This window comes from Gudongella sp. QWL-04, assembly GCF_058683975.1.
This window is the reverse complement of the sequence record NZ_CM178754.1, coordinates 2,039,666-2,055,286: the sequence shown is the minus strand read 5'-3', so window position 1 is coordinate 2,055,286 and position 15,621 is coordinate 2,039,666. Positions and strand designations below refer to the sequence as shown.

Sequence of the window (15,621 nt, the reverse complement as noted above, 5' to 3'; positions counted from 1 at the left end):
AGGATGGGATTCAAGCTTGAGACCACCGACATGGACCTGGGTGACACCCCTATAGAAAATATATTCCTCAATGATTTCATGCCTATGGCCAACGGAACCTACGTCAAGGTATACCTATTGGGCTATAAATATGCCCACGACAGGGATGCCTCGCTGGAGCTTACAAATCAAACCATAGCAAGGCACCTGGACATTCCCTTGGAGGATGTACTAAGGGCATGGGACTTCTGGGAAAACAAAGGAATAATTGAGAAAAGCGGCGAGGATGACGTAAACTACCAGATAAAGTTCCTAAGCCTCAAACAGCTGTATATAAGAAACAATCTCATGGCTAAGCCAGCTCCTGAAAAGAAAGAGGAGAAGGGCTCATGGGCTGACGATCTTGTGGGAGCGCTTAAAAACCCTATGATAAACACCATGTTCAACAGGATCGACGATATAATGAGGAGACAGACCCAAGCCATAGAAAAAAAGAAGATCCTTGACTGGTTTTACGACTACAATATGGATCCGGATGTTATAGAGAAGGCCTTTCAGTATGGAGTCGAGGCCAAGGGAGTAAAAAAGCTTAATTATATAGAGGGTATAGTAAGAAACTGGTATGACATGGGCTTGACTACTATGGATGCGGTTGAAGGGTACCTGGCCAGTGAGGACCAAAGGTATCACAGATACCACAAGGTAATGAAGGCTGTAGGACTTTCCAATAAGGGCTTCAACGATGGCGACAACAAGCTCATCTCAAAATGGTTCGATGAGTATGGCTACTCCATGGAGATGGTATTGAAGGGCTGCGAGGCCTCCAGCAAGGTGCAGTATCCAACTATCAACTATATTGACGGTGTAATCAGCGACTGGCACAAGAAGGGCTTTAAGACTGTGGAGGATGTTGAGGAAAGAGACAAACCCCCTGAAAAACAGCCGCCAAGGACGGAAGCGAAACGAACTGCAAGGCAAAGCTATAAGACTAAGTTCCACAACTTTGAACAAAGATCCTCTAAATACTCAGCCTCTGAGCTTGAGGATATAGCAAGAAAGAAGAGAGAAGCCCATAAATTGAAGGGAAGGGATGAAGCTGATGCATAGCAAAACCAAGGCAGACATCCAAAGAATATATGAAAGAAGAAGAGACAATAGTCAGAGAGACCTGGAGAGAAGGCAGCAGGAGGTATACTCAAGACTTCCCAGAGTCAAGGAGATAGATGATGAGATAAGAAGAACCGGCATCCGGATGGCAAAAGCTGTACTGGCAAGCTCGGAGGATCCTGAGGATCTTGTCAGAAAGACCCAGGAGAGGATCGAGACCCTAAAGATGGAGAAGGCATTTCTTCTGACGGAGGAGAACATATCCGCTGACTATCTTGAAGCAAGGTACCAATGCAGTCAGTGCAGCGACACAGGCTATCTTGAGGATGGAACCAGGTGTAAATGCCTGAAGCAGGAGATGATAAACAGAGCCTATCAGATGTCCAATCTGGACAGGATACTCCATAAAGAGAACTTTCAGACCTTCAATATAAATTTGTTCTCAGATGATCTATTTGAGGGAGAGACACTCACGCCAAGAGACAATATAGCAGACATTGCAGGCTATGCGGAGGGCTTTATCGGAAATTTTGACGAGGACAATGGTGAAAACCTTCTATTCTATGGCACAACAGGTTTGGGAAAGACATTTCTTTGCAACTGTATAGCTAAAGCTCTTCTGGACAGAAACAAAATTGTGATTTATCAAACGGCATTTACGATACTCGATATCCTGGAGAGAAGAAGGTTCAGGAGAGATGAAAGCGACATGACTGACTATGAGTACTCGATGCTCTTTGATGCCGATCTTTTAATAGTAGACGACCTAGGTACTGAGGTATCAAACTCCTTTACCAATGCTGAGATATTCAACATAGTAAACACCAGGCTATTGTCAGGCAAGAAGTCTATAATATCAACAAACCTTACACCCAACGAGATTTCTGAGATATACACCGACAGAGTTTTTTCAAGGATTTTTGATAAGTTCATACCACTGAAGTTCTATGGAAAGGATCTGCGGTGGGAATAATCTATTGAGAGGGGTTAGTAAATGTCAAGGAAAGCAACAGGAATCCAGGACTATATCGTAAAGGTCCTGAACGGAATGGCTTTAGGTTTGTTCTCATCTTTGCTCATAGGTCTTATAATAAAGCAGATAGGGACCTATGGAGGGATTGAGCCTCTTATCCTATTCGGGAATGTAGCCCAAAGATTGATGGGGCCGGCAATTGGAGTAGGCGTAGCCTACAGCGTTGGAGCACCACCGCTTGGAATATTTGCAACAGCTGCAGCTGGTGCGATTGGAGCTGGCAGCATCTCTTTTGACGGTACAGCGGCGATCATAAAGACAGGTGAACCGGTAGGTGCCTTTGTAGCAGCCTTATGTGGGGCTGAGATATCTAAGCTTGTCAGCGGTAAAACGAAATTCGACATTATCCTGGTCCCAATGATAACGATACTTGTCGGAGGTTTCGTGGGAAGCTATATAAGTCCTTACATAGCAGCATTCATGACAGGTGTTGGAGCTATAATAAACAGGGCAACGGAGATGCATCCTATTCCAATGGGGATAATCGTATCCGTAGTAATGGGAATAGTTCTGACTCTGCCCATAAGCTCGGCAGCTCTTGCCATATCCTTAAACCTGACTGGTTTAGCCGCAGGAGCGGCAACAGTAGGCTGTGCTGCCAACATGGTTGGCTTTGCAGTAGCTTCCTTCAGAGAGAATAGATATGGCGGTCTTGTTGCTCAAGGCCTGGGAACGTCTATGCTGCAGATACCGAATATAGTAAAAAATCCGCTTATCTGGATACCGGCTATAGTAGCTTCGGCAATACTAGGGCCAATATCCACCTACATACTGCAAATGGAGAGCAATGCTATGGGTGCAGGAATGGGTACAAGCGGTCTTGTAGGGCAGCTGGCGATGATAGAAACTATGGGTGCCAGCCCATATGTGCTTTTATTGATCCTGATGATGCACTTCGTATTCCCTGGGATAATAGCATTTTCAGTATCCGAATGGATGAGAAGAAAGGGCTTCATCAGGAAGGGAGACATGACACTATAGAGGGGGAATTTGATGAAGAAACCAATAGGAGTTATCGACTCAGGTATAGGAGGTCTTACTGTTGTAGCATCAATGCAGAAGCTGATGCCGGGGGAGGATATCATATACTTTGGAGACAGCAAAAATGTCCCATATGGAAACAGATCAGAGGAAGAGATATACCTTCTTTCAATGGCCATGCTAAAGTTCCTGGAGGAAAGAGGAGTTAAGCTTGCAGCAATAGCCTGCAACACGATCTCTACTATATATAAAAGGTTCAATGGAAAGCTGCCTTTTCCAGTCGTGGATATTGTAACGCCAACTGTAGACCATATAGATAAGATGGGAGCAGAAAGGCTTGCGATACTGGCTACTGAATTTACCGTAAAAATGGGATCCTATGAGAGGATGCTCAGAGAAAGAAGACCTGGCATAGAGGTATTCAACGAAGGGAGCAGGAATCTTGCAACTCTTATAGACAGAGGAGAGTTTAACAGTCAGGATACCTACGACACTGTCAAGCACCATCTGGAGAGCATAAAGGGAAAGGGAGAGGTTTATAACATAGTACTTGCGTGTACTCACTACCCTATCGTTGAGGATATCTTCCTGGACATAGACCCCTCCCTGAATTATATAAATCCTGGATTCCAGCAAGCCAAAGCTATCAGAGCTCAGCTTCACGAGCGGGATCTTCTTAACAGAAACGGCCTTGGGAGGGTAGAGATATATACCTCTGGAGATCCGGAGCTATACAAGAAGACGGCAGAGAAGCTTGGGATCCGAAGGATCGAGGAAATGGACCACTTGAACATAAAGGAGTACATAGAGTAGTTTAATATAAGCCGTCATTCCTTAAAGGGAACGGCAAGACCCAAAAGATTGGAGAATTATTATCAATCAATCGGCATATTAATTGATTTCTTGATTTTTAAATAATCAAGCAGCTTACATGAAATATTGAAAAACACATAAAATATTAAGACCGGAGATCAAATCTCCGGTTTTTTATATGAAGGACTGACCCTGAAAATACCCGAATCATCAAATATTTCAACTATTCACTAAATAATATATGGATTATAAGCTATTTTTCAGTTATAATATATTTACGAAGCTACCTCATTAAAGAGGCAGATTAGGGCAATACAAACTAAAAGGGGGATGAATATGAACAAAAGGATTTTATCTTTGATGATGGTTTTAGTACTTACCATGACCATGCTGATCGGTTGCGCACCTAAGGCACCAGAACCAGCACCAGCACCTGCACCAGCTGAGACTCCAGCAGCACCGGCAGAACCAGCAGCACCAGCAGAAACTTTTTACCTGAACATAGCAACTGGTGGTACAGCAGGAACTTATTTCCCACTTGGCGGAGCTTTTGCAGAAATTTGGAACGCGAATATCCCTGGAGCTAATGTAACTGCACAAAGCACAGGAGCATCAACAGCAAACATTAATCTTCTATTTGATAAGAAGATTGAGATTGCAATGGTTCAAAATGATATTGCATGGTACTCATATAATGGAGAAGCAATGTTCGAAGGTCAAGAGTTTTCTGATCTACGCGGAATGGCAATACTATACAATGAGCCAATGCAAATGATATCTATCGATCCTACCGTTAAGTCTTTAGCTGACTTAAAAGGGAAAAGGGTTTCAGTCGGAGCCATAGGAAGCGGTAACGAAGCAAATGCAAGACAAATAATCGCTGCAGCAGGACTTGATTTTGATAAAGATATCCAAGCAAGATTCTTACCATATGCAGAAACGATCTCAGGAATGAAAGATAAGCAAATTGATGTTGCAATATTTACTACAGGGATGCCAAATGCTGGTATTCAAGAGCTTGCTTTACAGACTGAGATATTTGTAGTACCTTTCGATACAGATGTAACCGCAAAACTAATGGCGGACTATCCTTATTTCACTGAGCTTATTATGCCGGCAAATACCTATACAGGCCAAACTGAAGATGTTCTTACTATAACTGTAAAAGCAATGTTGGTAGTTTCGGCAGATATGGACGAAGAACTAGCATATGAGTTAACTAAGCAAATTTATGAAAACCATGATAGAGTTGTTGCTGCCCATACAGTAGGACAATTCATAACAGCTGAGAATGCTCTTAAAGGAATGCCGATACCACTACACCCAGGGGCAGAAAGATACTTTAAGGAAATTGGGATCAGCAATTAAAAAGGTAGGGTAATGTTGAAAAACTTAAACATTAGAAATTCTCTTTCCATAAAATTAATACTCTTAGTTTTGATTCTGATAGCTATAACTGCCAGTTCAATAAAAAAAGGTAAAGTTATTGTTATAGAAGATAAAAAAAGTGGCGTTCATCAGGAAATCTATCTAGAGGATGATTCTTTTGTATTAAGTTATACGCATTCTGTTCATAAAACAATCTTTGAAGAGTATTTCATAGTAACACAAGATAACAGGTTCCTACTCCAAAAGAACGTATTTGATTCTTTTGGAGTAGGTTCACCTTATATTGACAATCTAGAAAATTTTAAATTTGAAAATAATAAATTCGTTTACATATTAAATAAAACTCTTGAAGAGATAAACATGATAATTTCTCCTATTCCTGAGCATAAGCTGACTACAGGAGATCGTGTTTACGACATACTTGGTTTATTAAACGAAAGCACTAATTCGATCAAACTATATCCTATTGAAAAGCTAATCATCATAATAGGCAATAAACACATAATTTTATAAAAATAGGAAGGTGATAAAAGTGACGGAGAATTTGACGGATGACAAAGCAAAGGTTGCTGCCGATGCTGAAGAAATCTTAAAAAAATATGATAAGGGTTCAGATTTTAGAACACTCAGCGGTATCCAAAATAAAATTCTAGTTATAATACTGCTGGCGTTTTCATTATTTCAGTTGTACACAGCAATTTTTGGATCACTTGACGCTGTAATTCAAAGAGCAGCACATTTAGGTTTTGGACTATCATTGGTTTATTTGCTGTATCCTTCGAGAAAGAGCTTTTCCAAGACAAAGCTGCACCCGTTGGATGTAATATTGGCAATTTTAGCGGCAGGTGTATGCATCTATGTACTTGTTTTTTACAAAGAGCTGATAATGAGATCAGGAAGAGTTAATTCAACAGATATGATAGTAGGAGTAATAGCAATTCTGCTTGTGCTTGAATCGACCAGAAGAGTGGTCGGATGGCCAATGGTAATAATAGCTGTAGTTTTTATTGCATACGCTCTTTATGGACGATATTTGCCCGGGATACTATCGCATAGAGGAATTGCTCCAGATGATTTGGTTCAACAACTATTTTTTACTACAGAAGGTATATTCGGTATACCAATTGGAGTATCTTCAACATTTATCTTTATGTTTTTGTTGTTCGGAGCTTTTCTTGAAAAAACCGGAATGGGTGAATTTTTCATAGATATATCCAACTCGATTGCAGGTGGCGCAGTAGGTGGACCAGCAAAGGTTGCAGTATTATCCAGTGCGACTATGGGAACTTTGTCAGGAAGCTCAGTTGCAAATGTTGTTGGTACAGGAAGCTTTACCATTCCGATGATGAAGAGAATGGGATATAAACCTGAATTTGCAGGTGCAGTAGAGGCAACAGCTTCTACAGGTGGTCAGTTGATGCCGCCAGTAATGGGCGCAGCAGCATTTTTAATGTCTGAGTTTACAGGTATTCCTTATATTAGAATAATAGGTGCAGCAGCTATACCTGCACTACTATATTATTTTGGAGTTTGGGGTGGAGTACATTATGAGGCAAAAAGACTTGGACTAAAAGGAATGCCAAAGGATGAATTGCCTAAGATAGGCACCGTAATGAAGGAAAAAGGGCACTTAATGTTGCCGATCGTCATAGTAATGTACTTATTGACGGCTGGATATACTCCTATAAGAGCAGCTCTCGGAGCTATTGCTTCTTCCATAATCGTAGCTGCGTTAAAGAAGAGTACTAGGTTAAAACCAAAGGATATTTTCGATGGACTAGTTAATGGTGCTAGAAGTGCGATTACCGTAGTTGCTGCGACGGCTTGCGCAGGAATCGTAATCGGAGTTGTTACACAAACCGGATTGGGACTAAAGATGGGGTCAGTTTTAGTAAGTATGGCTAATGGTCAATTATTCTTAACCTTAGCATTTGCTATGTTAACTTCACTTATCTTGGGAATGGGTGTTCCTACAACCGCTAATTATGTAATTACTTCCACAATAGTAGCACCCGCGCTATTATTGCTAGGAGTACCAATGATAGCTGCACATTTGTTTGTGTTCTATTTTGGAATAATTGCAGACGTTACACCACCGGTAGCACTTGCCGCAATAGCTGCATCAGGAATAGCAAAGTCAGAGCCCATAAAAACGGGAATACAAGCATCTAGACTCGCTATAGTAGCATTCATTATACCGTATATATTTGTTTATAGTCCTGTTTTATTGCTTGTTGATGTAACAGCTTTTCATCTAATATTTGTAATAGTCACAGCGATGGTGGGTGTTGTAGCTTTATCTGCCGGATTGACCGGGTTCTTTAAAACAAAGATGAATATTGTTGAAAGGGTACTATTTTTAGTAGGCGGATTAGTTATGATCACTACAGATTACACTTACAACTTGATCGCTTTAGTTATATTAGTAATCGGGTACTTTATGCAGAAAAGAAAATATACAAAAGAAAATGCGATAGCATAAAAATTAAATAACAAGAAATAAAAAAATAAGTTAGACCTTTGGATTTGTAAGACTAAATTAGACTTCAAAGTGAAAAGGTCTAATTTGTTTTTCAACAATAATTAGAGACAGAAACTAGATTTAAATATTTGATAGCTGTAATCTGTGAGAGACTGTTATAGGAGGGAGTCTGGTTTGGGAGATTTTAAACATTACAACTCCTGGGTAGAAATCAACCTGGATTATTTGTCAGACAATATTAGAAATATAAAAAGCTTGCTAAGTCCTGATTGTGAAGTTATGGCTGTAGTAAAATCAAATGCCTATGGCCATGGTGCAATAGCAATATCAAAATATATTGAAAAAATGTATCCCACCGCTCAACTTGCTGTTGCAGATGCTTGGGAGGGACTAGAACTCCGGAAAGCTGGCATTAAATTACCCATATTAGTCCTGGGGCCTATTTCAGATGACCAGTTGGAGGAAGCTGTTTATAATGACTTATCAATAACTCTGTTTAATATAGGTAATGCTAAGCTAGTTTCAGACATTTCCATTAGATTGAATAAAACCTCAAAGGTACACATTAAAATAGACTCTGGTCTAAGGCGGATCGGATTCAAGCCTGGTGAAGAGTTGAAAAGAGCTATTGATATTTTAAAAAATCTGACAGGCCTAGATATCATAGGTGTATATACTCACTTTGCGGAAAGCGGAGCATTAGATAAGACATTTACAAAAGGGCAGCTGGAGATATTCAATAAAGGATTAAACCAACTTAGAGAAAATAATATTGATCCTAAGTTTGTTCACAGTGCAAGCACTCAAGCAATTTTGGAGCTGCCTGAATCCCACTTCAATCTAGTAAGAGCTGGTAAGGCAATTTATGGATATCACGGAATGGATCACGGATACGACAGAATTTCACTAAAGCCAATATTGGAATGGAAGGCTGTAATTACAAATATAAACCAGCTACTACCAGGAGAGAGCATTGGATATGGTAGAACCTTCACTGCAAGTAAAGAGATGTCAATAGCAGTAGTACCGGTAGGTTTTGGCGATGGGTATAGCTCCTTATTATCAAATAGAGGCAGTGTAATAATAAACGGTAAGAAAGTACCTATAGTCGGAAGAGTATGCATGGATTCATGCTTCGTAGATATTACCGGTTTAGAGAATGTGAAAATAGGAGATATTGCTACCATTTTAGGGGAAGATAACGGAGAAAAAATCGATAAATCTGACATATGCAAAATTACCGGAGCTCAAGTATCCGAGGTACTTGCAATTATTGGCAGACGGGTTGCAAGAATATATAAAAGTAAAGGCGAATATGTGTCCGCCGATAGCTTATAAATCAATTTGCAATAAATGATAAATGCAATGGATCAGTGAAATTTGAAAGTGAAGGATTGATAACAATGAAAGATACAAAGCTTATTTGTACTAAATGCGGTAAGGAGTTCTCAGCCAGTATAAAAAACTTCAGGTGCGATGTCTGTAATGAACCCCTCGAGCTGGAGTTAGTTAAAACAGGTAAGATCTCTGAAGGGAATCCATTAAAACAAACAATTCTTGAAAGATATTCCGAATTTTATCCTTTTAGCAATATCAACAAAGATATATCATTAGGCGAAGGCTTTACACCACTAACTGAGTCTGAAAATTTATCTAAAAAGCTAGGAGTAAAGAATCTATATTTTAAAGATGAAAGCCAAAACCCAACATGGTCATTTAAAGATAGAGGTACCGCTGTAGCAGTTCAACATGCATTGAAGCTAGGATATAAGAAGATCGGTACGGTTTCCAGCGGGAATATGGCTCCTTCTGTTGCAGCTTTTGGGAGGAAAGCAAATCTGAAAGCATACATATTTGTAAAACATGATATCCCAGCCGAGAAAATAGCACCAATAGCCATATATGGCCCTAATCTATTGAGAATAGAGGGTAATTATGAAGATATATATACAAAAAGCTATGAAGTTGGAGATGAAAATGACATTTATTTCATGAATTCTGACGTTCCTTTCAGAATCGAAGGCTCGAAAACTATTGCTTTTGAGATTTGCGAACAGCTTAATTTTGATATGCCCGATTATGTCGTTGTGCCAACAAGTTCTGGGGGTAACACGAGAGGTATAGAAAAAGGTTTTAGAGAATTTCACAACTGTGGACTAATTAATAAAATTCCAAAGATAATATGTGCACAAGCAAGTGGTTGCTCTCCAATTGTAGAAGCATATAGTAATGGGTTAGATGAGGTTCAAAGGGTTGAAAAGCCAAATACTATCGCTCATGCTATAGAAAATCCATATCCACCGAGTGGTAATCAAATTTTACGGATGTTAAAGTGGAATGGTGGAATTGCAGTTGGAGTAACAGATGAAGAAATAATTGAAGCTCAAGCTATACTAGCTACGGATGGGTTGTTTTCTCAACCAGCCTCCGCTGTACCATTGGCTGTAGTAATAAAATTGAAAGCGCAAAACTATCTCAAGCACGAAGATAGAATTGTTTGTATCGTCACAGGAAGCGGTTTGAAATATACTGCTGCTTTGGAAAAGCATAAGCTTAATTCCGTTCAGTGCAGAATAGAAGAGTTATCCAGTGTAATAAAGGGGATCAACGATGATAATAGAAAATAGACTAAAAGAATTAAATATTAATATTCCGCAACCACCCAAGCCTGGAGCTATTTATGTTGCAGCAGTTAAATGTGATGATTATATTTTCATCTCCGGGCAAACGCCTAAGGATGGTGTAAATCTATTATATAAAGGTAAGCTCGGTAGAGATCTAACTACAAAGGAAGGCTATGAAGCATCAAAAATATGTATACTGAGGTCGATAAGTGCGATTAAAGATATAATTTCAGATTTGGACCGGATAGAAAGAATTGTTAAATTAACTGGTTTCGTAAACTCCACTGAAGACTTTATTGAACACTCATTGGTAATTGACGGTGCATCGGAATTGTTAGAACAGATTTTCGGTGAAGCTGGGAAACATGCCAGGTCGGCTATCGGAGTCAGCTCCTTACCCGGCAATGCTGCAGTAGAGATAGAATTAATAATAAAGATCAAGAGACATTAAATAGAATAGAGAGCCACATCTTGACATCCATTGCGTATGTGCTATAATGAATTTTAATTAAATATAGCTGTGAAGGGAAATAGTAGATAAGAAAGCTTTAAAGAGAGTCAGCGGTTGGTGTAAGCTGACAGGTGAAATTATCGAATCCAACCTGGAGCTAAAAATAGTCGAGTGAGCCGAAAGGCTAACTAGGGTGGCAACGCGGGTTAACTCTCGTCCCTAATATCTGGGGATAGAGAGTTTTTTATTTCCACAGATAAGTCGAAGTGTTTTAAAATTGCATAAGCAAATCTAACTAGGAGGGGATAGCATGCTGGACATTAAAAGGATAAGAATGGATTCAGAAGGTGTTTTAAAAGCTCTAAAAAAGAGACACGGCAATTTTCCAATCGAACAGCTCATAAAAGTCGACGAGGAGAGAAGAAATGCCCTTGTTGAGGTTGAGGTAATGAAGGCGGAACAAAACAGAGTTTCTAAGGAGATCCCAGCACTTAAGAAAGAAGGCAAGGACGTTTCAGGGATATTTGAGGAGATGAAAACTCTATCAGAAAAAGTCAAAGTTCTTGACTTGAAAATCAAGGATATAGATGATGAAATGAAGAATCTATTATTCCAGATACCAAACACTCCACATGATACAGTAGTCGAGGGCGAATCTGATGCCGACAATATCGAGATGAGAAAATGGGGTGAACCTAGAAAATTTGATTTTGAACCTAAAGCACATTGGGACATTGGGACAGAGCTTGGAGTTCTTGATTTTGACAGGGCAGTAAAAATAGCTGGTGCACGCTTTAGTGTATTCAGCGGCAAAGGTGCAAGACTTGAGAGAGCAATAATAAACTTCATGCTGGACTTGCACACAGAGAATCATGGTTATAAAGAAATGGCGACACCATTCATGGTAAACAGGGACAGCATGATAGGAACAGGCCAGCTTCCAAAATTTGAAGAGGATATGTTCCATGTTCCAGCGAAGGACTTTTTCTTAGTGCCTACAGCTGAGGTTCCATTGACTAATTTGTTAAGAGATGAGATTCTTAAGGAAGAAGAGCTTCCAGTATATTTTACAGCATACACCCCATGCTTCAGGGCGGAGGCTGGATCAGCCGGAAGAGATACCAGAGGTCTTATAAGAAATCACCAGTTCGACAAGGTAGAGATGGTAAAATTTTCCCATCCAGACAAGTCATACGAGGAACTTGAAACTCTGACCGACAATGCAGAAGAGGTTCTAAGGCAGCTTCAAATACCATTCAGGGTAGTAATGTTAAGTACAGGAGACCTTGGTTTCTCATCAGCTAAGACCTACGACATAGAGGTATGGATGCCAAGCTATGGAAGATATGTTGAAATTTCAAGCTGCAGCAATTTTGAAGATTTTCAAGCTAGAAGGGCAAATCTGAGATACAGAAACGAAGAGACTGGGAAGGTTGAGTATGTCCACACATTAAATGGATCAGGATTAGCTGTAGGTAGGACATTTGCAGCGATACTGGAAAACTACCAGCAAGCAGACGGCACAGTTGTAATTCCTGAAGTATTGAGAAAATATATGAACAATTTGGAAAAACTTGAGAAGTAATAATAAAATCAGTAATGATCCGAAAAATTTTTTTTCGGATCATATTTTTAAGTATGAGGTTCACAATACCTATATGGGGTATACATATCTTGTAAAATAGTATTTGAAAGGAATGATGGATATGGAGCTATACTTGGAAAAAAAATCAAACAAGTCCTTCGAAGAAGCATTGATAGCTTTAAGGGAAACACTAAAGGAAAGACAGTTCGGAGTATTGTGGGAGCTAAACTTCAGGGATAAATTTGCGGAAAAGGGCTTTGATTACGGAAAAAATCACATGATTCTTGAGGTCTGCAATCCAAAAATAGCAATCGAGATCTTGAACGCCAAACCGGATATGGCATATTTCTTGCCGTGTAAGATGATGATCAGGGATGATGGAGACTCTGTAGTGGTAGGAATGATCAAGCCTGAAGCATTGGTCGACATAATGGGAGAAGAAAGCATAAAGGAAGCAGCACTGATGGTTGAAAATACCCTTTGGAGTGCGATAGAGGCCGCTGTATAAGCCTCTTTTTTTCTTTCCAAAACTAAGGACTAATGATATATTATGAGAACAAATAAAAAAAGTAATGGAGGAATACTAACCGGATGATCAAATTAATGGCAGACTCGACCTGTGACCTTTCGCAGGAGATTCTTGAGAGGTACAATATTGGAGTTGCACCCCTTAGTATATTTATAAACAACGTCACCTATAAGGACAAGGTGGACATTACAGCAGATGAGTTTTTCAAAATTCTACCGTCTCTTCCTGAGCTGCCGACGACCTCCATGCCAAGTCCGGAAGAATTCATCAGGATTATTGATGAAGCTATAGTAGAAGGCTATGACGAGTTCTTGTGTATCTGCATGTCCAGCGGTACCAGCGGCTCCTATCAGTCTGCAGTTATAGCCAAGGACCTCTATTTCGAGAAGCATCCTGATACTGGAATAAAGATACATGTTGTTGACTCCCTCTCAATGAGCCATGGAAGCGGCTACCTTATACTCAAATCAGCCCAGCTTATGGACCAGGGTTACACCTTTGACCAACTGATCGAGTTCAATGAAAAATATAAGACAAAGGTAAAGCACTTCCTCTGCGTAGACGACCTGAATAATCTTATAAAAAGCGGCAGGCTGACAAACGCCAGCGCATTTATTGGAAAGCTGCTGAAGGTAAAGCCAATCATGACCATGAAAAAGGGCAAGGGAGCAATCGTCGCGAAGGAAAGAGGCTTAACCAAGGTTCTAAAGTACTATGTAGATGAGTTTGTAAGAAGAGTAGATCCTGAAATGACAAACTTTATCATAATCGGCTATACGTCAGACTCCATCGTTGCAGAAGCGCTTAAGACAAAGCTTCTTTCAGAGACAGGATTCAAAGGGGATATATACATTATGCAGATGGGAGTTTCCGTTGGAACTCATGTAGGTCTTGGCGGATTATCTATGTTCTACATCGAAAAGTAAGCAAAAAGCAAAAGCTAATCCAATTGACAAAAATGGTAATAAATAATATAATTATTTTTGTGACTTGCACCCGTAGCTCAGAAGGATAGAGCGGTGCCCTCCTAAGGCATGTGCAGGGGTTCGATTCCTCTCGGGTGCACCATTTTTTTCAGGTGATAAATATGGATGAGCTCTTTATGAAGGAAGCAATAAATATTGCAAAAACAAGCACCTACGAGGTTCCCGTAGGTGCTGTTATAGTTTATGACGGAAAAATTATCGGAAGAGGCTGGAACAGGAGAGAAACTGAGAAGGACCCCACAGCCCATGCGGAGATCATGGCTATACAGCAAGCAAGTAAATTTCTGGGGGGCTGGAGACTGGTAGACTGTACCATGTATGTTACCCTTGAACCCTGTGCCATGTGTGCGGGAGCAATAGTAAACGCAAGGCTCCCAAGGCTTGTAATTGGGGCAATGGATCCTAAGTTCGGCTGCTGCGGCTCCAACGAGGATCTTGTAAGACACCCAAGAATGAACCATAGAGTTGAGCTTACTACAGGAATACTAGAAAAGGAGTGCAAACAGCTCCTAACAGAATTCTTCAAGGAACTAAGAAAATCAGGGAAGCCAAAATAATGGTTTCCCTTTAGTTTTATCCCTACAAATCGTATAATAAAACCATAACTATAAATGGAGGGATACATATGAGATACATCGACCTAAGAAGCGACACAGTAACCATGCCGACAGATGAAATGAGAAAAGCAATGGCAGCAGCTCCTGTTGGAGACGACGTGTACGAGGATGACCCCACGATTAAAAAACTGGAGGAGCTTGCGGCGAATATGGTAGGTAAGGAAGCTGCTCTATTCGTACCCTCAGGAACAATGGGAAATCAAATTGCAATCATGAGCCATACCTCCTACGGAGATGAGATAATTGTAGGAGCTAACTCACATATAGTAGTCCACGAGGTAGGTGCAGCGGCCAGACTTTCAGGAGTAAGCTATGCAATAGTTGATAATCCAGACGACAGGATCTATGCGAAGGATGTAATAAAAAAAATCAGAACAGACGATATACATCATCCGAAAACCGGACTTGTGTGCTTAGAAAATGCTCTGGCTAACGGGACAGTCGTACCTCTAGACATAATGAAGGAAGCCTATGAGGCTGCGAAGGCAAATGGCCTGCCGGTGCATACAGATGGGGCTAGGTTGTTCAATGCTGCAACAGCATTGGACGTACCTGCATCTGAGATAGCTGGATATACAGACTCTGTGATGTTCTGTCTGTCAAAGGGACTCTGTGCACCGGTAGGCTCGATGCTTGCAGGTTCAAAGGAGTTCATAAATAGGGCAAGAAAGCACAGAAAGCTCCTGGGAGGAGGAATGAGACAGGCTGGTATCCTTGCAGCAGCAGGAATAATTGCACTAGAGGAAATGACCAAAAGGCTTTCTATAGATCATGAAAATGCAAAGTATATGATGGAACGCCTACAGGAAATGCCTGAGATAAGTCTTAAACCTGAAAATGTACAGATAGATATGGTATATTTTGAAATCAAAAAGGAAGGCTTCGATGCAGCAGACCTTACGGACTACCTACTGGCAAATGGAGTAAAGATAAATAATGACTGGCCATTGGAATTCAGATATGTCGCACACAACGACATATCCAGAGAAGACATAGACAAAGTCATCACCTTGATGAAGGAGTATTTTTCAAGAGCTTAACGGAG

At 40.3% G+C, this 15,621-nt stretch carries 15 protein-coding genes, 1 tRNA gene and 1 other annotated feature; all 16 genes read left to right on the top strand.

Going from position 1 to position 15,621, the window contains the following annotated elements:
* Positions 1-3: 3 nt before the first annotated feature.
* The 16 genes from AC4PHB_RS10220 to ltaE all read left to right on the top strand — a co-directional run bounded on the left by AC4PHB_RS10220 (position 4) and on the right by ltaE (position 15,616).
* Positions 4-1,086: a DnaD domain-containing protein gene (locus AC4PHB_RS10220; RefSeq protein ID WP_492136327.1), complete on the top strand. Its 1,083-nt coding sequence runs from the start codon at positions 4-6 to the stop codon at positions 1,084-1,086.
* Positions 1,070-2,059, top strand: coding sequence for an ATP-binding protein (locus AC4PHB_RS10215; protein WP_492136326.1), 990 nt, complete (start codon positions 1,070-1,072; stop codon positions 2,057-2,059). Before AC4PHB_RS10220 ends, AC4PHB_RS10215 begins: the two co-directional genes overlap by 17 nt.
* Before the next feature lie 21 nt (positions 2,060-2,080).
* Positions 2,081-3,100, top strand: coding sequence for a PTS sugar transporter subunit IIC (locus tag AC4PHB_RS10210; RefSeq protein WP_492136325.1), 1,020 nt, complete (start codon positions 2,081-2,083; stop codon positions 3,098-3,100).
* 12 nt (positions 3,101-3,112) lie between these two features.
* Positions 3,113-3,913 (top strand): glutamate racemase, encoded by an 801-nt coding sequence (gene murI, locus AC4PHB_RS10205; protein WP_492136324.1) that lies wholly within the window; start codon positions 3,113-3,115, stop codon positions 3,911-3,913.
* A gap of 336 nt (positions 3,914-4,249) precedes the next feature.
* Entirely contained in the window at positions 4,250-5,281 is a 1,032-nt protein-coding gene (locus AC4PHB_RS10200; protein WP_492136323.1) for a TAXI family TRAP transporter solute-binding subunit, read from the top strand.
* A gap of 12 nt (positions 5,282-5,293) precedes the next feature.
* Positions 5,294-5,815, top strand: a complete 522-nt coding sequence (locus tag AC4PHB_RS10195) for a DUF1850 domain-containing protein (protein WP_492136322.1) — start codon at positions 5,294-5,296, stop codon at positions 5,813-5,815.
* A gap of 19 nt (positions 5,816-5,834) precedes the next feature.
* Positions 5,835-7,784: a TRAP transporter permease gene (locus AC4PHB_RS10190; RefSeq protein ID WP_492136321.1), complete on the top strand. Its 1,950-nt coding sequence runs from the start codon at positions 5,835-5,837 to the stop codon at positions 7,782-7,784.
* A 174-nt stretch (positions 7,785-7,958) separates the two neighbouring features.
* Entirely contained in the window at positions 7,959-9,122 is a 1,164-nt protein-coding gene (gene alr, locus AC4PHB_RS10185) for an alanine racemase (protein ID WP_492136320.1), read from the top strand.
* Between the two features lie 65 nt (positions 9,123-9,187).
* Positions 9,188-10,411 carry a threonine synthase gene (thrC, locus tag AC4PHB_RS10180; RefSeq protein ID WP_492136319.1) on the top strand — a complete coding sequence of 408 codons (1,224 nt, stop codon included), beginning with the start codon at positions 9,188-9,190 and terminating at the stop codon, positions 10,409-10,411.
* Complete coding sequence (locus tag AC4PHB_RS10175) at positions 10,395-10,859, top strand: RidA family protein (protein WP_492136318.1); 465 nt, start codon at positions 10,395-10,397, stop codon at positions 10,857-10,859. Before thrC ends, AC4PHB_RS10175 begins: the two co-directional genes overlap by 17 nt.
* A 60-nt stretch (positions 10,860-10,919) precedes the next feature.
* Positions 10,920-11,083, top strand: a binding site (T-box leader).
* Positions 11,084-11,169: 86 nt separating this feature from the next.
* Positions 11,170-12,444: a serine--tRNA ligase gene (serS, locus tag AC4PHB_RS10170; RefSeq protein WP_492136317.1), complete on the top strand. Its 1,275-nt coding sequence runs from the start codon at positions 11,170-11,172 to the stop codon at positions 12,442-12,444.
* 121 nt (positions 12,445-12,565) lie between these two features.
* Positions 12,566-12,952, top strand: a complete 387-nt coding sequence (locus tag AC4PHB_RS10165; protein WP_492136316.1) for a DUF302 domain-containing protein — start codon at positions 12,566-12,568, stop codon at positions 12,950-12,952.
* Positions 12,953-13,035: 83 nt separating this feature from the next.
* On the top strand, positions 13,036-13,899 hold the full coding sequence (locus AC4PHB_RS10160) for a DegV family protein (protein WP_492136315.1): 864 nt from the start codon (positions 13,036-13,038) through the stop codon (positions 13,897-13,899).
* 66 nt (positions 13,900-13,965) lie between these two features.
* A tRNA-Arg gene (locus tag AC4PHB_RS10155) sits at positions 13,966-14,041 on the top strand.
* Positions 14,042-14,060: 19 nt separating this feature from the next.
* Positions 14,061-14,516: a tRNA adenosine(34) deaminase TadA gene (tadA, locus tag AC4PHB_RS10150; protein ID WP_492136314.1), complete on the top strand. Its 456-nt coding sequence runs from the start codon at positions 14,061-14,063 to the stop codon at positions 14,514-14,516.
* Between the two features lie 68 nt (positions 14,517-14,584).
* Entirely contained in the window at positions 14,585-15,616 is a 1,032-nt protein-coding gene (gene ltaE, locus AC4PHB_RS10145) for a low-specificity L-threonine aldolase (protein ID WP_492136313.1), read from the top strand.
* Positions 15,617-15,621 lie beyond the last annotated feature (5 nt).